Source organism: Microbispora siamensis (genome assembly GCF_016863095.1).
In the GTDB taxonomy this organism is placed as follows: domain Bacteria; phylum Actinomycetota; class Actinomycetes; order Streptosporangiales; family Streptosporangiaceae; genus Microbispora; species Microbispora siamensis.
The window spans coordinates 107230-123913 of record NZ_BOOF01000035.1 but is presented as its reverse complement, the minus strand read 5'-3'; the positions used below and the strand labels follow the sequence as shown (position 1 = coordinate 123913).

Here is a 16684-nt window from a genome sequence, read left to right as displayed (position 1 = left end):
CCCTGCTCTCCGACAGCGGGACGCCCTTGGAGGAGATCTCTCGCTTGGTTGGACACAGCAGTACAGCGGTGACGGAGCTGGTCTACCGCAAGCAGATCCGCCCGGTCCTTCAGGGTGGCGCGGTCGTCATGGATCGCATCTTCTCTGACCCCCGCCGGAACGATCCTAGCCCAAATCGCTAGCCAAGTAGGTGATCATGGGTAATAATATTACCCATGATCACACAGGGATGGATGGACCCTGAGAAGGCGGTTGAGCAGTTCAACGAGGCGTTCCCTGGTTTCCAGGAAGCGGCGGAAGCGGCCGTCACACGCACCACTGCGCAGCTGAACAAGTCCGTGACCACGAAGAAGCGCCAGGCCCAAGCCTTCGCCGACTTCTTCCGGTTCTACCTTGTGGACGAGCTGACCTTGCGCGGTCTTCTCGCGCTCGACGGCGACGACAAGGAGGCCGTCGAGATCAGGGCCGGGGTCCGCAACGGCCTGGCTGCGAGACACCACGCCGTGCACATTCGGATCCTGCGCGTCGACAACGGCGAGGTTCCGCGCGCGTCTTCGCGATCTCGTGCCCGTGCGTACACCCAGCCACTGTTTGACGTCGAACCTCGGCAACTGACCCTCGTGCTCCTGTGGGACATCACCGCGAAGGGCGTGGAGCTGGAACTCGCGTACCCCAAGGCTCCCGGCAAGAAGTTCACCCCCACCGCTGTCCACTGGCGCGTCCCCTTCGCGCACCCGGCCGAGTCGCTCGATAAGGTCGGGGCCGACTCTGCGGTCGTGGACTTGACCGCAGGCCAAGACCTGGACGTGTACGCCCTGCCGAAGCAGGACGTCGGGGAAGAAGGCGGCGAATCTTCGTGATCTACGGCGCACGGGTTCGGCAAGCCCGCGAACTACGTGGCCTGACCCAAACCGCAACAGGCAAAGGGGCAGGCCTGTCCCAAGGCCGAATTGCTCAGATCGAACTCACTCCGATAGTGGAGATCAGCGATGAGAACCTTGAGCGTCTTGCCCAGACGCTCAAGGTCCCGGTTGCCTTCCTGCAAAGGCCTCCGCTTGAAGACCTCGCTGAGGGATCGATGCAGTTCCGGGCCCGCAAGTCACTGCCGGCGCCAGTACTGCGGCAGGCTCGACGGGAGGCCGAGATCGCCAGGGAGGTCGCGCGACACATGCTGACCAAACTGGAAGGTCCCTCAGTTCGCATCCCGGACCTTCGGGGCATGCATGACATGGGAGAGGCAGCTCAACTCACTCGCTCCGCTCTCGGACTTCCTCCACACGGTCCTATCCCGCGCGTACTTCACGCTCTGGAACGAGCAGGGGCCATCGTTATCGCCCTGGAGACATGGGTAGACGGGAAGCTCGATGCCTTCAGCACATGGGACGGCCCAGAGTTGGACCTCCCCTTGGTGCCGATCGGTCAAGGTTCGTCGTGGGACCGGATACGTTTCACTGCCAGCCATGAGCTGGCGCACCTGGTGCTGCACCGCGCCCCTTGCAGCGATCTAGAGAAGATCGAGCAAGAAGCTGATCAGTTCGCCGGCGAGTTCCTGTTTCCGCGGGAAGATGCCGAGAGCGAGTTCACCAAGACTGTCACTCTCAGCCGTCTCGCCCCGTTGAAGCTCAAATGGGGGATGTCGATAGCATCGCTGATCTTCCGAGCTGCTGACGTGGGCGCAATTGACCAGCGGCAGAAGACAAGCTTGCACGTGCAGCTCGGGGCTCGCGGCTGGCGGAAGCAAGAACCGGGTGCGGACGCAAGGGAACCGGAGCAGCCGCGCGCCCTGCGCAAGATGATGGAGCTGCTGTACGGCGATCCCATCGACGTGCGTCGCCTCGCTGAGGACTTCCCGTTGTACGCCTCAGAGCTAACCCGGATGATCAAGCGCTACGCGGATGCACCGTCATGGCGACAGAGACAGCGCCCTGTCCAGCCTGAGGGGCAGGCTCCTGGCGTGCTCGTCCCGTTCCGAACCCGTGCCAACTGAAGCAGGCTTCGAGCCCTCACTCGCGTGAGGGCTCGAACCTCTGTCCCCTCGGGTGACAGCCCATGCGCAAGACACTGATTCAAGACGGTAGTCACGCAGTTAGACACTCGGGAAACCAGGAAGGCCACCGCTCCATGATCGGAGAAGTGGCCTTTGGGCTGTTCACTGTTGGTGGGGCTACCAGGACTTGAACCTGGGACCTCTTCCTTATCAGGGAAGCGCTCTAACCGACTGAGCTATAGCCCCGCACCGCGCAACGAACGTTACCGCATCCCGTTTCCGGTGGCGAATCCGTCGTTCCGAACGAGGAAAAGCTTACCGTGTCCGGGCCCGTGGTCGTGCCATCGAGGCGCATCCGTACGGCGGGCCGCTCGCGTGGGCGGCCTGCCGTACCGGTAGGGTCACTCGGCTTCGCTGAACGTGACCTCAACACCGCCCACGAGGTCCGCGGAGATGTTGTAGATCACGGCGCCGAGCGTGGACAGCGCGGTGATGAGCACGACGTTCAGCGCGCCCAGCAGGGCCGCGTACCCGAGGATGCGGACCGGCTCGAACCAGCTGCCGATGTCGATGGTGCCGGCCCCGGCGCCACCGGCGCCGCTGGTGAGCTGGTTGACGGTGTCGGTGATCGAGGAGAAGACGCCGAGTGCCGACAACACGCCGTACAGCACGGCGACGGCCACGAACAGCACGACGAAGCACACCAGCGACACGACGAAGCTGAACTTCATCGCCGACCACGGCTCGATCCTGCGCAGGACCAGGTGGGCCTTGCGCGGCGGACGCACGCCGAGCTTCTTATCCTTGTCCTTCTTGGAGGACTCGGGCCGGTCCCCGGCCGGGCCGAAGTTCAGGCCGCGTACGGAACCGCCGTCCACCGAGGGCCGGCCGTTGTCCACAGACGGCCGGCCGTTGTCCACAGGGGGTGTGGACGCACCGGCGCCGGTGGGCCGGGGGTACTGCGCGGTCGCCCCGCCGCTGTCGGACCTGCTGCCGTTGTCGGACGCGCCGTCCGTGGCCGTCTGCCGCTTCCATGGCTGGTCAGCGGCCGAGGTCCGGATGCGCATGGTGTCGTCGGCCTTCGCCTTGTCGGCGGCGGTCACGTCATCTCCTTCGGAAGCCACCTTGGCGACGCTACCGCCATCGTGCGCCCGCGCGGTAACCCCGTTCGGGGACGGCGCCGGGCGGGCGCCCGTGGGTCTCTGCTTGCTGCCGGGTGTCCGCGGCCCACCGGTGTCGCTCATGCCACACCCTCACCCGGTGCGCACTCGCGGATGACGACTCGCTCGCTCATGCCTCGTCTCCTGCCCCGTTCTCCTCGGTCTCCAACGACTCGGCGTTGCGAGCGAGGGCCACAACGCTGTCACCCTCGGCCAGGTTCATCAGGCGGACGCCCATGGTCTGGCGGCCCGACTGCTTGATCTCGCCGGCGCTGGTACGGATCACCCCGCCGGCAGAGGTGATCGCGAAGACCTCGTCCTCGGGACGCACCATGACGGCTCCGACCAGCTTGCCACGAGCGCTGACGATCTTCGCCGTCAGTACGCCCTTGCCGCCCCGGCCCTGGACCGGGTACTGGTCGGCGGGTGTCCGCTTCGCATACCCACCCTCGGTCGCGATCAACACGTCATCGCCGTCGCTCATGACGTTCATCGCGAGAAGTTCGTCACCGTCCACGAACCGCATGCCGATCACACCGCTGGTGGCGCGGCCCATCGGGCGCAGCGCCTCGTCCGACGCGGTGAACCTGATCGACTGCGCGTTCTTGGACACGAGCAGCAGGTCGTCACCCTCGGAGACGAGACGTGCGGCGATCACCTCGTCATCTTCGCGCAGATTGATCGCGATCAGGCCACCGGATCGCGGCGAATCGTATTCGGAAAGTCGCGTCTTCTTCACCAGACCGCTACGGGTCGCCAGCACCAGGTAGGGCGCGACGTTGTAGTCCCGCAGGTCGAGGATCTCCATCACGTGCTCGTCGGGCTGCATGGCGAGCAGGTTGGCCAGGTGCTGGCCGCGGGCGTCCCGGCCCGAGTCCGGCAGCTCGTACGCCTTGAAGCGGTAGACCCGGCCCTTGTTCGTGAAGGCCAGCAGCCAGTGGTGCGTCGTGGTGACGAAGAAGTGCTCGACGATGTCGTCCTGGCGGAGCTGCGCGCCCCTGACGCCCTTGCCGCCGCGCCGCTGCGCCCGGTAGAGGTCGGTGCTCGTCCGCTTGGCGTACCCACCGCGCGTGATCGTGACGACCACGTCCTCCTCGGCGATCAGGTCCTCGATGGACATGTCGCCCTCGTACGCGGTGATCTCGGTCTTGCGTTCGTCGCCGTACCTGGCGACGATCTCCCCGAGCTCGTCCGACACGAGCCGGCGCTGCCGGGGCTCGGAGGCCAGGATGTCCTGGTAGTCGGCGATCTGCGCCATCAGGCCGTCGTACTCGTCCTGGATCTGCTGCCGCTCCAGCGCGGCCAGCTTGCGCAGCTGCATGTCCAGGATGGCCTGCGCCTGGACCTGGTCGATGTCCAGCAGCGTCATCAGGCCGCCCTGTGCCTCGGCCGCCGACGGCGACCGCCTGATCAGGGCGATGACGTCGTCGAGCCGGTCGAGCGCCTTGAGCAGACCGCGCAGGATGTGGGCCCGCTCCTCCGCCTTGCGCAGCAGGAACCGGGTCCGCCGGACCACGACCTCGATCTGGTGCGTGATGTAGTGCCGGACGAACTGGTCGAGCCGCAGCGTCCGCGGCACGCCGTCCACCAGCGCGATCATGTTCGCGCCGAACGTGGTCTGGAGCTGGGTGTGCTTGTAGAGGTTGTTCAGCACGACCTTGGCGACCGCGTCGCGCTTGAGCACGATCACCAGCCGCTGGCCGGTCCGCGAGGACGTCTCGTCGCGGACGTCCGCGATCCCGGTGATCTTGCCGTCCCTGACCAGCTCGGCGATCGTCAGCGCCAGGTTGTCCGGGTTCACCTGGTACGGCAGGGCCGTGACGACCAGGCACTGCCGTCCCTTGGCGTCCTCCTCGACCTCGACGACGGCCCGCATGATGATCGAGCCGCGACCGGTGCGGTAGGCGTCCTCGATGCCGCGACGGCCGACGATCAGCGCGCCGGTCGGGAAGTCGGGGCCCTTGACCCGCGCGAGCAGCCCGTTGAGCAGCTCCTCGTCGGTCGCCTCGGGGTTGTCGAGCGCCCACTTGACGGCCTCGCCGACCTCACGGAGGTTGTGCGGCGGGATGTTCGTCGCCATGCCCACCGCGATGCCGGCGGACCCGTTGACCAGCAGGTTCGGGAACCGCGACGGAAGGACGACCGGCTCCTGCGACCGCCCGTCGTAGTTGGGCTGGAAGTCGACGGTCTCCTTGTCGATGTCCCGGAGCATCTCCATGGCGATCGGCGCGAGGCGGCACTCGGTGTACCGCATCGCGGCGGCCGGGTCGTTGCCCGGCGAGCCGAAGTTGCCCTGGCCGTCGACGAGCGGGTAGCGCAGCGACCACGGCTGCGCGAGCCGTACGACGGTGTCGTAGATCGACGTGTCGCCGTGGGGGTGGTAGGAGCCCATGACATCGCCGACGACGCGGGAGCACTTGAAGTAGCCGCGGTCGGGCCGGTAGCCGCCGTCGAACATCGCGTACAGCACGCGGCGGTGCACGGGCTTGAGGCCGTCGCGGACGTCGGGCAGCGCTCGGGACACGATGACGGACATCGCGTAGTCCATGTAGCTGCGCTGCATCTCGGCCTGGATGTCGACCGGCTCGATGCGATCGGCGGGGGGCCCAGGCGGCGTGTTCACTTCCGTCACGAAAAGTCCTTCTGGTTGGCCGCGCTGCTCAGACGTCGAGGAACCGGACGTCGCGGGCGTTGGTGATGATGAAGTTCCTGCGGGCCTCGACGTCCTCACCCATCAGCACGCTGAACAGGTCGTCGGCCTGGGCGGCGTCGTCGAGGGTGACCTGGCGCAGCACCCGGGTGTCGGGGTTCATCGTGGTGTCCCACAGCTGGGAGGCGTTCATCTCGCCCAGACCCTTGAACCGCTGCACACCGTCGTGGAGGCGGGGGTCACGCCGGCCGCGGGCGACGCCGTCCTCGATGATCGCGTCCCGCTCCCGGTCGGAGTACGCGTACGAGGCGTCCTCGCCCTTACGGTCCCACTTGATCTTGTAGAGCGGCGGCTGGGACAGGTAGACGTGCCCGGCCTCGATCAGCGGGCGCATGAAGCGGAACAGCAGCGTCAGCAGCAGCGTGGTGATGTGCTGGCCGTCCACGTCGGCGTCCGCCATCAGGATCAGCTTGTGGTAGCGCAGCTTCGAGATGTCGAACTCGTCGTGGACGCCGGTGCCGAGAGCCGTGATGAGCGCCTGGACCTCGTTGTTCTTGAGGACCTTGTCGATCCGGGCCTTCTCGACGTTCAGGATCTTGCCGCGGAGCGGGAGGATCGCCTGGAACTTGGGGTCGCGCCCGCCCTTGGCCGAGCCGCCGGCCGAGTCGCCCTCGACGATGAACAGCTCGCACTTCTCCGGCTCCGACCACTGGCAGTCGGCCAGCTTGCCCGGCAGGCCGCTGCCGCTCTCCAGCAGCGACTTGCGCCGGGTGAGGTCGCGGGCCTGCCGCGCCGCGATGCGGGCGCGGGCCGCCTGGAGCGACTTGTTGATGATCTCCTTGGCCTCGCCCGGGTTGCGCTCGAACCAGTCACGCAGGTGGTCGTTGCAGGCCTTCTGGACGAACGACTTCGCCTCGGTGTTGCCCAGCTTGGTCTTCGTCTGGCCCTCGAACTGCGGGTCGGCCAGCTTCACCGAGATGATCGCCGCCAGGCCCTCACGGACGTCGTCGCCGCTGAGGTTGTCGTCCTTGCCCTCCTTGAGGAACTTCTGCTCGCGCGCGTACCGGTTGACGATGGTGGTCAGCGCCGCGCGAAAGCCCTCCTCGTGAGTGCCGCCCTCAGCCGTGTTGATCGTATTGGCGAACGTGTAGACCGACTCGGCGTAGGAGGCGTTCCACTGCATGGCGATCTCGACCGAGATGCCGTCGCCGTGCTCCTCGAAGTCGATCACCGAGTTGTGGATCGGCTCCTTCTTGGAGTTCAGGTGCTTGACGAAGTCGGACAGGCCGCCCTCGTAGTGGTAGGTGACCACCTTGGGCGTGCCGTCGATGATGTGGTCGGGCCGCTCGTCGGTCAGCGTGATCTTCAGGCCCTTGTTGAGGAAGGCCATCTCCTGGAATCGGCGCGCGAGCGTCTCGAAGTTCCAGGCGGTCGTCTCGAAGATGGCCGGGTCGGGCCAGAAGCTGATCGTCGTGCCGTGCTCGTCGGTCGGCTCGCCCTTCTCCAGCGGGGCCGTCGGCTTGGCCGTCACGTACTTCTGCCGCCACACGTGGCCGTCGGTGCGGACCTCGACCTCCAGGCGCGTCGACAGCGCGTTGACGACCGAGGCGCCCACGCCGTGCAGACCGCCCGAGACGGCGTACGACTTGCTGTCGAACTTGCCGCCGGCGTGCAGCACGGTGAAGACGACCTCGACGGCGGGCCTGCCCTCGGCGGCGACGATGCCCACGGGAATGCCGCGTCCGTGGTCCATCACGCGCACGCCGCCGTCGGCGAGCAGGGTGACCTCGATCAGGTCGTTGTAGCCGGCCAACGCCTCGTCGACCGCGTTGTCGACGATCTCGTAGACGAGGTGGTGCAGCCCGCGCTCACCGGTCGAACCGATGTACATACCGGGGCGCTTGCGGACCGCTTCCAGCCCCTCGAGAACGGTGATAGAGCTAGCGTCGTAGGACAAGTGCGAAATCCTCCTGCCGCGGACACGCGGCGGGCGGCACCGTGGATTGGCTGCCCCTGCCGTGCCCGTCACCGTCGTGAGTGCCCCGATGCGCACACCCAGGGAAACCGGCCCATGGGACCGGGGTGACGCAAACCGGACGTGTCCTTGAGTCCGTTTACATTCTACCGGTCCGACGGACATCAGGTGGCATTCACGGGGGCTGTGGTGCCCTGTCGCTTGACGATCATGTTTCTGAGCACCCCCCACACGGAATGGGGGTCGGAGCCTCAGACGCGATTTTGGGCCGGTTCGGGGTCTCCTCGGGTCGGTTCTGAGCTCGCCGCGAGCTCGTGCGAGCTCCGGGAGACGGCGCCGGCGCGGGCCCCGGAAGGCGCTCGCCGCCCGGCGCTCAGCCGTACGTGTCGCCCGGCCCGCGACTCCCGCGTACGCGCAGGCCGCCCTCCGGGCGGTGGCCCGCACCGGGGCCGTGCACCTTGACCCGGGTCACGGTGCCGTCGCCGAGCTCCTCGTTCAGCCGTCTGACCAGGGTGGACGCGAGGAGCCTGACCTGGGTCGCCCAGGCGGTCGAGTCGGCGGCGACCACCACCTCGCCGTCCTCGAAGCTCTCCGGCCTGGTGTGCGCGGCCAGCTCGGGGCCGACGATCTCCGCCCAGCGGCCGAACACCCCGCCCACCGCGACCGGCTGCTCCCATCCGCGGGCGGCGAGCAGGTCGCGGATCGCCCGGCCGAACGGCAGCGGGTCGCCGGAGTCGCGCCGCGGGGCGCCCGAGCCGGAGCGGCGACGCGGCTCGGTGCGGGGGAGCTGCCCCCGCTTCAGCGCGTCGGCCTTCGCCTGGGCCAGCTTCTCCCGCGCCAGCGCGGCACCCCGCGCGACCGCGCCCTGCGGGGACTGTCCACCGCCTGTGGATATCTCATCGGACACGGGTCACATTCCCTTCCATCACGTCGAACCGGGCGCCGGCCAGCTCGGGCGGCACGTCGTCCGGCACCGCCGCCGTGATGAGCACCTGCTCGGCCGGGGCGACGATCTCGGTGAGCCGCCTGCGCCGCTGGCCGTCCAGCTCGGCGAAGACGTCGTCCAGGATCAGCACGGGGTCGCCGCCGTCGGCCCGCAGCAGGTCGTAGGCGGCCAGCCGCAGCGCGAGGGCGAACGACCACGACTCGCCGTGGCTCGCGTAGCCCCGGGCCGGCAGCTCGCCCAGCCGCAGCAGCAGGTCGTCGCGGTGCGGGCCGACGAGGGTCACGCCGCGTTCGAGCTCCGCCTGGCGCGCCTCCGCGAGGCCCGCCCGCAGGTGCTCGGCCAGTAGTTCCCGGTTTGTCCCCAGGGTGGGGATATCTGTGGATAACCCCGACGGCCGGTATTCGAGATCGGCGAGTCCCGACGACGGCGCGAGAGTGGCGTACGCCTTGGCCACGAGCGGACGCAGCGCGTCCACCAGGCGCAGCCGCGCCGCCAGCAGTTCCGCCCCGTGGCTCACCAGGTGGGAGTCCCAGACCTCGAGCGTGCTCAGCACGTCTCCCGCGCCGGCGGCGGCGAAGGCCGCGTCGTCCTCCTGCCGCCGGCCGCCGCGCCGCCGTCCCGCCCGCGTCGCCGCGGCCGTACGCAGGAGCGCGTTGCGCTGCTTGAGCACGCGCTCGTAGTCGGCGCGCACGCCCGCGAACCTGGGGACACGGGCGACGAGCAGGTCGTCCATGAAACGGCGACGCTCGGACGGGTCGCCCTTGACCAGGGCGAGGTCCTCCGGGGCGAACAGCACGGTCCGCAGCAGGCCGAGGGCGTCACGCGGCCGGGGGACGGGCGAGCGGTTCACCCTGGCGCGGTTGGCCCGGCCCGGATTGATCTCGATCTCGATCAACGCGCGGCGGTCGTCCCTGACCACGGCCGCGCGCACGATCGCCCGCTGCGCGCCGTGCCGTACGAGCGGCGCGTCGGTGGCCACGCGGTGGCTCGAATGGGTCGCGACGTAGCCGAGCGCCTCGACCAGGTTGGTCTTGCCCTGCCCGTTCGGCCCGACGAACGCCGTCGCCCCGGGTTCCAGCACGAGTTCGACCTCGGGGTAGGACCGGAAGTCGGTGAGGGACAGGCTCGCCACGTGCACGCCCGCAAGGCTAGTGCCCCTCCCGTCGAGCGCGGGCATGTGCGCCGATTCGTCCACAGCCTGTGGAGGATCGGCGCCGTCGGCTTCGGGACTTCTCCGCGCCGATGCCGCGCGACAGCCGGCGCCGCGCGACAGCCGAGGTCCGGCCGCGCGTCAGCGCTCGGCCTCCACGGGCGGGGTGACGTCGGCTCCGGGGGAGTCGGCGCCCTTGCCGGTCTGGCCCTCCGCCGAGGCGACCGCGTGCCCGCCGAACTGGTTGCGCAGCGCCGCGACCATCTTCATCGACGGGGAGTCGGCCTGGCGCGAGGCGAAGCGGGCGTACAGCGCGGCCGTGATGGCCGGCAGGGGCACGGCGTGGTCCACGGCGGCCTGGACCGTCCACCGGCCCTCGCCGGAGTCCTCCGCGTAGCCCTTGAGCCCGGCGAGGTCGGGGTCCTCCTCCAGCGCCCGCACCAGCAGGTCGAGCAGCCAGGAGCGGATGACCGTGCCGTGCCGCCAGCTCTTGAACGTCTCGGGGACGTTGGTGACGACGTCGCTGGCCTCCAGCAGCTCCCAGCCCTCGGCGAAGGCCTGCATCATGCCGTACTCGATGCCGTTGTGGACCATCTTCGCGAAGTGGCCGGCGCCCACGCTGCCCGCGTGGACGAAGCCGTCCTCGCCCTCGGGCTTGAGCGTCTCGAAGATCGGCATCAGCCGGCGGATGTGCTCCTCGTCGCCGCCGGTCATCAGGGCGTAGCCGTACTCCAGTCCCCAGACGCCGCCGCTGACGCCCACGTCGACGAAGCCGATGCCGTGGGCGCCGAGTTCGGCCGCGTGCCGCTGGTCGTCCAGGTAGTGCGAGTTGCCGCCGTCGATGACGATGTCGCCCTCCGACAGCAGGTCGCGCAGCTGCTCGACCGTGCTCCGCGTCGGCGCCCCGGCGGGGACCATGACCCAGACCGCGCGCGGCGCCTGAAGCCTCTCGACGAGGTCCTTCAGACTGCCGACGTCGCTGATGGAGGGATCGCGGTCGTAGCCGACGACCTCGTGGCCGCCGCGCCGCAGCCGCTCGGCCATGTTCCCGCCCATCTTGCCGAGCCCGATCATGCCGATCTGCATCTGAGCCACCCCTCAACCTCTGCGTCGTCCACCGAGGCACGCGTACCCATGCATCAGGGGTCCATGCCCGCAGGAGATCGTACGCCCGGGGTGTCGGAGGCGCGTCAGCTGGACAAGCGGATGGGCATGATGAGGTAGCGGTAGTCCTCGCTCCCCCCGTCGTCCACAGGCTTGCCCCCGGTGAGGATGGCGGGCTTGGTGGGAGTGGTGAACTGGAGCCGCGCGACGTCGGAGTCGATCGCCCCCAGGCCCTCCAGCAGGAACTGGTGGTTGAAGGCGATGTTGATCTCGTCGCCGTCGAACTCGACCGGCAGCGCCTCCACGGCCTGCGCCTCGTCGCCGCTGCCTGCCTCCAGGACGACCTCTCCGCCGCGGAAGGCCAGCCGTACGGGGGTGTTGCGCTCGGCGACCAGCGCGACGCGCTTGACGGCCTCGACGAACGAGGCTGTGGACAGGTCCGCGCGCGCGGAGAACTCGGTGGGCAGCAGCGAGCGGTACTTGGGGAACTCGGGGTCGAGCAGCCGGGTCGTCGTCCGCCGTCCGGAGCTGGAGAACCCGATCATGCCCTCGCCGGTGCCGCCGGCCGAGCTCAGCGCGATCTCGACCTCCGCGCCGGTGCCGCCCAGGGCCTTGGCCGTGTCCGCAAGCGTACGGCCGGGGATCATCGCCACGGCCTGGAAGTCGGGCTGCTCGGGCTGCCACTTCAGCTCGCGTACAGCGAGGCGGTAGCGGTCGGTGGCGGCGAGGGTCACGGTGTCGCCCTCGATCTCCATCCGTACGCCGGTGAGCATCGGGAGGGTGTCGTCCTTGCCCGCGGCGACGGCCACCTGGCCGACGGCGGAGGCGAACACGTCGCTGCCGACCCGTCCGGCGGCGGGCGGCATGGCCGGGAGGGAGGGGTAGTCCTCCACAGGCATGGTGAGAAGTGTGAACCGGGCGCTGCCACAGGTGACGACGGCCTTGGCTCCGTCCACAACCAGCTCGACCGGCTGTGCGGGGAGGGCGCGGGTGATCTCGGCGAGGAGCTTGCCGGAGACGAGCACCACGCCCGGCTCCCCGGTCTGCACGTCGAGGGTCACCTCGGCGGAGACCTCGTAGTCGAAGCCGGAGAGCTTCAGCCGCTGGTCGTCGGTCACCTCAAGCCGCATGCCGGCGAGCACCGGCACCGAGGGACGGGCCGGAAGGCTCCGTGCCGTCCACGCCACGGCCTCGGCGAGCACGTCGCGATCGATCCGGAACATCACGTGGATCAGCCTCCTGGGTGTCGCTGCTTCGTCAAGTCTTCACTCTCCCGCACCTGTGTGCCTCCAGAACCCCTTCTATGGTTCTTGAGTTCTTAGGGAGAGAGATACAAGTCGTCTCATTAGGCAGTGTGGATATGTGGATGTCGAGCATTTTCGCAGCTCAGCGGAGCTGATTCATCCACTGCCGGTGTGGGGGAAACGTGGACGGACCCCCTGTGGACTGTGGGTGGTCCCGCTGTCCCCACACCCGTTCCCCAGGCGAAGGGCCCTCTGTCCACGAGTAATCCACGATGTTTCCACCGGTTGTCCACGGGGTAAATGGGACAGCCGAGCTGTGTGTGACGAGTACGCACAGGGCGTCCCCAGCTCGTCCACGGGTATTCCCCAAGCCATCCCCAGCTTCTCCCCAAAGTTTTCCCCAAGTGGGGACGGCGCGTTGGCGGGCCGGAGAGGGTGGGGGTAACGCACGGAGTCGCCGCCGAGGGCGGCATTTTTGATCCACAGAGTTATCCACAGCTGTGTACTAAGCGTTGCGTGCGCGCTGCTTGATCCGTGTCGTCAGCTCGTTGACCTGGTTGTACATCGAGCGCCGCTCGGCCATGAGCGACCGGATCTTACGCTCCGCGTGCATCACCGTGGTGTGGTCGCGCCCGCCGAACTGCTGGCCGATCTTCGGCAGGGACAGGTCGGTCAGCTCGCGGGCCAGGTACATGGCGATCTGGCGGGCGGTGACCAGGGCGCGCGAGCGTGAGCTTCCACACAGGTCGTCGAGCGAGACGCCGAAGTACTCGGCGGTTGTGGACATGATGAGGGAGATGGTGATCTCCGGGCTCGCGTCCTCGCTGATGAGGTCCTTGAGGACGATCTCGGCGAGCTGGATGTCCACAGACTGCCGGTTGAGGCTGGCGAACGCGGTGACCCGGATCAGCGCGCCCTCGAGCTCGCGGATGTTGGTCGCGATGCGGCTGGCGATGTACTCCAGCACGTCGGGCGGCGCGGCCAGGCCCTCCTGGATCGCCTTCTTGCGCAGGATCGCGATGCGGGTCTCCAGCTCGGGCGGCTGGACGTCGGTGATCAGCCCCCACTCGAACCGGTTGCGCAGCCGGTCCTCCAGCGTCACGAGCTGCTTGGGCGCCCGGTCGCTGGAGATGACGATCTGCTTGCTGGCGTTGTGGAGGGTGTTGAAGGTGTGGAAGAACTCCTCCTGCGTCTGCTCCTTGCCCTCGAGGAACTGGATGTCGTCCACGAGGAGGATGTCCACAGCGCGGAAGCGGGAACGGAACCCGTCGGCCTTGTGGTCGCGGATGGAGTTGATGAAGTCGTTGGTGAACTCCTCGGAGCTCACGTACCGCACCCGGGCGCCGTCGTACAGGCTCTGCGCGTAGTGGCCGATCGCGTGCAGCAGGTGGGTCTTCCCCAGCCCCGAGTCGCCGTAGATGAACAGCGGGTTGTACGCCTTGGCGGGGGCCTCGGCGACCGCGACGGCGGCGGCGTGCGCGAAGCGGTTGCTCGCGCCGATGACGAACGTCTCGAACGTGTACTTGGCGTTCAGCCGGGCCGGCTCGCCCGAGGTGCGGCCGCCGCGGGCGTCCCAGCGGTTCTGCCCCGCGCCGGGCACGGGACCCGGCACAGGCGGGCCGGGCACAGGACCGGGCAACGGGCCCGCGACCGGCTCGGGCTTGGGCGCGGCGGGCGGCTCGGGGGAGTAGCCGCCGGGCCGCTGCGGGTGGTCCGGCGGGGACATGTGCTGCGGAGGCTGTGGATACTGCTGGCCCTGTGGATAGTGCGGCTCGGCGTCGCGCCGGATCGGGCCGTCCTCGCCTAAGGGGAAGCGCGGAGCCTGGGGACGGGCCTGTGGATAATCTGTGGACGGCACCTGTGGACGATGGTCGGCCGGCGGCGCCGCGGCGGGGTCGGAGGCGGCGGACAGGCCGGCGCCGGGATCCACCATCACGGCGATCCGCACGGGCCGGCCGAGCTCCTGCGACAACGCGTGCACGATCAGCGGGCGCAGCCGTACCTCGATGACCTCCTTGGCGAAGTCGTTGGGGGCCGCCAGGAGAATCGTGTCGTTGATCAGGCCGGAGGGCTGCGTCATCTGGAGGAACGCGCGCTGCTGCCCCGAGACGCCCTCGTCGAGCAGGGTCCTGAGCGCCCGAGCCCATACAGCGTTGAGATCGACGCCTTCCATGGCTCGGCCCCTCCTCTCGTTACGCGGCCCCGCTCGCCCGCCGCGATCCGTGTCGTTTTCTCAGTCCCGTACGCCTCGCCGCACCGGCCCTCGTCCGGCTGCCATCCACATATGATCCACATGATGTGCACAGCCCGTGCATCCTCCCCGGGCACATTCACGCTGATGGGGGGAAGGGCCGGACGGCCGACGGTAGCGGTGTGCGCAACCTGCGTTCAAGGCGTTGTCCACAGCCTAACGGGCCATGGTCGCTCGCCGTACTCGCTTGCCGTCACGGGTGCCGGTTTGACCTGACGTACCGTGGGCCCGTAACGTGTCCCGGTCGGCTAATCACGCGACGGCTTTTTCGCATGCCCGCGCATCTGACGAGCCGTGACCTTGGAATGTACCGCGCCCGCGGAACGCCGCGGACGTACCTGAAGCCTGGAGCCCACCCGTGAGCAAGCGTACTTACCAGCCGAACAACCGTCGCCGCGCGAAGACCCACGGCTTCCGGCTGCGCATGCGCACCCGGGCCGGCCGCGCCATCCTGGCCGCGCGCCGCCGCAAGGGCCGCGCCGAGCTGACGGTCTGACGATCAGACGCCGCCCGCCCGTGCCGAGCGGAGCGGGCGGCCGTACGTCGAGGAAGGCCCGGTGCTGCCGTCCGCGTCCCGCATGCGGCGGGGTGACGAGTTCGCCGACGCGATTCGCCGTGGGCGGCGCGCCGGGCGTCCCACCCTGGTCGCACACCTGAACCTGCGTGACGCCGACGAGCCACCGCTGGTCGGCTTCGTCGTGAGCAAGGCGGTCGGTGGCGCCGTGGTGCGGAACCAGGTCAGGCGCAGGTTGAGACACCTCGTGCGGAGCCGTCTGCCGCTGCTGCCGAGAGGTAGCCTTCTGGTGGTACGCGCCAATCCACCGGCCGCGTCCGCGCGCAGCGAGCACCTGGCCGCCGAACTCGACGTCGCGCTGAGTCGTTTACTCCGGCGGCGCGGGTCCGATTCCCGGACCCCGACGGATGGACGGTCATGACAGCGCAGCAACCGACCCCGGCCGTGGTGCCCGGGGAGGCCGATCGACCCGCGACCGGGCCGGTCGCCCGTGTGCTGCTCGCGATCATCCGGTTCTACCGCGCCTTCATCAGCCCGATGCTGGGGCCGAGGTGCCGGTTCGAACCGTCCTGCAGCGCCTATGGTCTGGAAGCCGTCGCCGTTCATGGAGCGGCGCGCGGGGTATGGCTGACCGTCAGGCGTATCGGACGGTGTCACCCGTTCCATCCTGGAGGTTTCGACCCGGTGCCCCCACGCCGAGTCCGGTCTCACGACGAAACGCAAGGGAGCTAGCTCGGTGGAGCTGCCATTCCTGAACTGGCTGTATACGGCGGTGGCCTGGGTGATCACCCAGATCCACGCCGGCTACAGCACTTTCATCCCCTCGAGCAGCGGTCTCAACTGGGCGCTGACCATCATCACGCTGACCGTGCTGATGCGTCTGCTGATCTTCCCGCTCTTCATGAAGCAGATGCGCTCGTCGCGCAAGATGCAGGAGCTGGCGCCCAAGGTCCAGGAGCTGCGCAAGAAGTACAAGAACGACAAGCAGCGCATGAACCAGGAGGTCATGCGGCTGTACCAGGAGGCCGGCGCCAACCCGCTCGGGGGCTGCCTCCCGATCGTCGCGCAGTTCCCGATCTTCATCTCGATGTTCACCGTGCTGCGGGCTATCGCCGAGGACCGAGCCGTTTTCGGTATGACCAAGGAGCTGGTGAACAGCGCGCGTGCCGCGCACGTCATCGGCGCACCGCTGGCGGCGAAGTTCTTCGACAGCGCCGAGGTCATCAGGAGTCTCGGCGCCCAGCCGGTGATGACGAAGATCGTTCTCGCCTGCTTCGTGGCCGTCAGCTCGTGCACCACGTTCCTCACCGTCCGGCAGAGCGTGAAGCGCTCGATGGCGCAGATGCCGGACAACCCCATGGCGCAGCAGCAGAAGATCCTCATGTACATCTCGCCGCTGTTCGCCGTCTTCAGCCTGAACTTCCAGCTCGGTCTGATCCTGTACTGGGTGACCACCAACCTGTGGACGCTCGGCCAGCAGCACTGGTTCTACAGCCGTCATCCCATGCCGGTCGTGGACGAGAAGGGCAACGTCACCACTCCCGAGCCGACGAACGGCATCTTCACCAAGCTGGTGGGAAAGCCCAAGGCGCCGGCGCAGCCTGAGCCGGAACCGGCCCCCAAGATCGTCCGTCAGCAGCCGACGCGCCAGCCTCGCAGCAAGCGCACCGGCAGCAAGAAGTCGTAGGAGAAGGAGAGTCCGG

14 protein-coding genes and 1 tRNA gene are annotated in these 16684 nt (G+C 68.4%); 6 read left to right on the top strand and 9 right to left on the bottom strand.

The features are described 5' to 3' along the window. Positions 1-215 precede the first annotated feature (215 nt). Together Msi02_RS28765 and Msi02_RS28760 are read left to right on the top strand one after the other, a co-directional pair. Complete coding sequence (locus Msi02_RS28765; RefSeq protein WP_204051137.1) at positions 216-860, top strand: hypothetical protein; 645 nt, start codon at positions 216-218, stop codon at positions 858-860. Continuing rightward, positions 857-1987 (top strand): helix-turn-helix domain-containing protein, encoded by a 1131-nt coding sequence (locus Msi02_RS28760; RefSeq protein WP_204051136.1) that lies wholly within the window; start codon positions 857-859, stop codon positions 1985-1987. Before Msi02_RS28765 ends, Msi02_RS28760 begins: the two co-directional genes overlap by 4 nt. 169 nt (positions 1988-2156) lie before the next feature. On the opposite strand, the gene Msi02_RS28755 is transcribed toward Msi02_RS28760, so the two are convergent. From Msi02_RS28755 to dnaA, 9 genes are all read right to left on the bottom strand, one after another. Next, positions 2157-2233: transfer RNA gene (locus tag Msi02_RS28755), tRNA-Ile, on the bottom strand. 155 nt (positions 2234-2388) lie between these two features. After that, positions 2389-3090 (bottom strand): DUF3566 domain-containing protein, encoded by a 702-nt coding sequence (locus Msi02_RS28750; RefSeq protein ID WP_239108784.1) that lies wholly within the window; start codon positions 3088-3090, stop codon positions 2389-2391. Between the two features lie 187 nt (positions 3091-3277). Next, positions 3278-5779 (bottom strand): DNA gyrase subunit A, encoded by a 2502-nt coding sequence (gene gyrA / locus Msi02_RS28745; protein WP_204051135.1) that lies wholly within the window; start codon positions 5777-5779, stop codon positions 3278-3280. A 28-nt stretch (positions 5780-5807) separates the two neighbouring features. Continuing rightward, on the bottom strand, positions 5808-7754 hold the full coding sequence (gene gyrB / locus Msi02_RS28740) for a DNA topoisomerase (ATP-hydrolyzing) subunit B (protein ID WP_204051134.1): 1947 nt from the start codon (positions 7752-7754) through the stop codon (positions 5808-5810). A 391-nt stretch (positions 7755-8145) separates the two neighbouring features. Next, positions 8146-8679, bottom strand: coding sequence for a DciA family protein (locus Msi02_RS28735; RefSeq protein ID WP_373308318.1), 534 nt, complete (start codon positions 8677-8679; stop codon positions 8146-8148). Continuing rightward, on the bottom strand, positions 8669-9856 hold the full coding sequence (recF, locus tag Msi02_RS28730; RefSeq protein ID WP_204051133.1) for a DNA replication/repair protein RecF: 1188 nt from the start codon (positions 9854-9856) through the stop codon (positions 8669-8671). The genes Msi02_RS28735 and recF overlap by 11 nt, the downstream gene beginning before the upstream one ends. A gap of 153 nt (positions 9857-10009) precedes the next feature. Continuing rightward, positions 10010-10954, bottom strand: a complete 945-nt coding sequence (gnd, locus tag Msi02_RS28725) for a phosphogluconate dehydrogenase (NAD(+)-dependent, decarboxylating) (protein ID WP_204051146.1) — start codon at positions 10952-10954, stop codon at positions 10010-10012. Between the two features lie 104 nt (positions 10955-11058). Beyond that, on the bottom strand, positions 11059-12198 hold the full coding sequence (gene dnaN, locus Msi02_RS28720; protein WP_204051132.1) for a DNA polymerase III subunit beta: 1140 nt from the start codon (positions 12196-12198) through the stop codon (positions 11059-11061). Positions 12199-12721: 523 nt separating this feature from the next. Continuing rightward, positions 12722-14389, bottom strand: coding sequence for a chromosomal replication initiator protein DnaA (gene dnaA / locus Msi02_RS28715; protein WP_204051131.1), 1668 nt, complete (start codon positions 14387-14389; stop codon positions 12722-12724). A gap of 436 nt (positions 14390-14825) precedes the next feature. On the opposite strand from dnaA, the gene rpmH reads away from it, so the two are divergent. From rpmH to yidC, 4 genes are all read left to right on the top strand, one after another. Continuing rightward, positions 14826-14963 (top strand): 50S ribosomal protein L34, encoded by a 138-nt coding sequence (gene rpmH / locus Msi02_RS28710; RefSeq protein WP_015772801.1) that lies wholly within the window; start codon positions 14826-14828, stop codon positions 14961-14963. Positions 14964-15024: 61 nt separating this feature from the next. Then, positions 15025-15402: a ribonuclease P protein component gene (gene rnpA / locus Msi02_RS28705; RefSeq protein ID WP_079314209.1), complete on the top strand. Its 378-nt coding sequence runs from the start codon at positions 15025-15027 to the stop codon at positions 15400-15402. Continuing rightward, positions 15399-15713: a membrane protein insertion efficiency factor YidD gene (yidD, locus tag Msi02_RS28700; protein ID WP_079314210.1), complete on the top strand. Its 315-nt coding sequence runs from the start codon at positions 15399-15401 to the stop codon at positions 15711-15713. Before rnpA ends, yidD begins: the two co-directional genes overlap by 4 nt. Before the next feature lie 4 nt (positions 15714-15717). Then, the gene (gene yidC / locus Msi02_RS28695) at positions 15718-16668 is read left to right on the top strand and encodes a membrane protein insertase YidC (protein WP_079314211.1); all 951 of its coding nucleotides are present in this window, start codon (positions 15718-15720) and stop codon (positions 16666-16668) included. Positions 16669-16684: the final 16 nt, after the last annotated feature.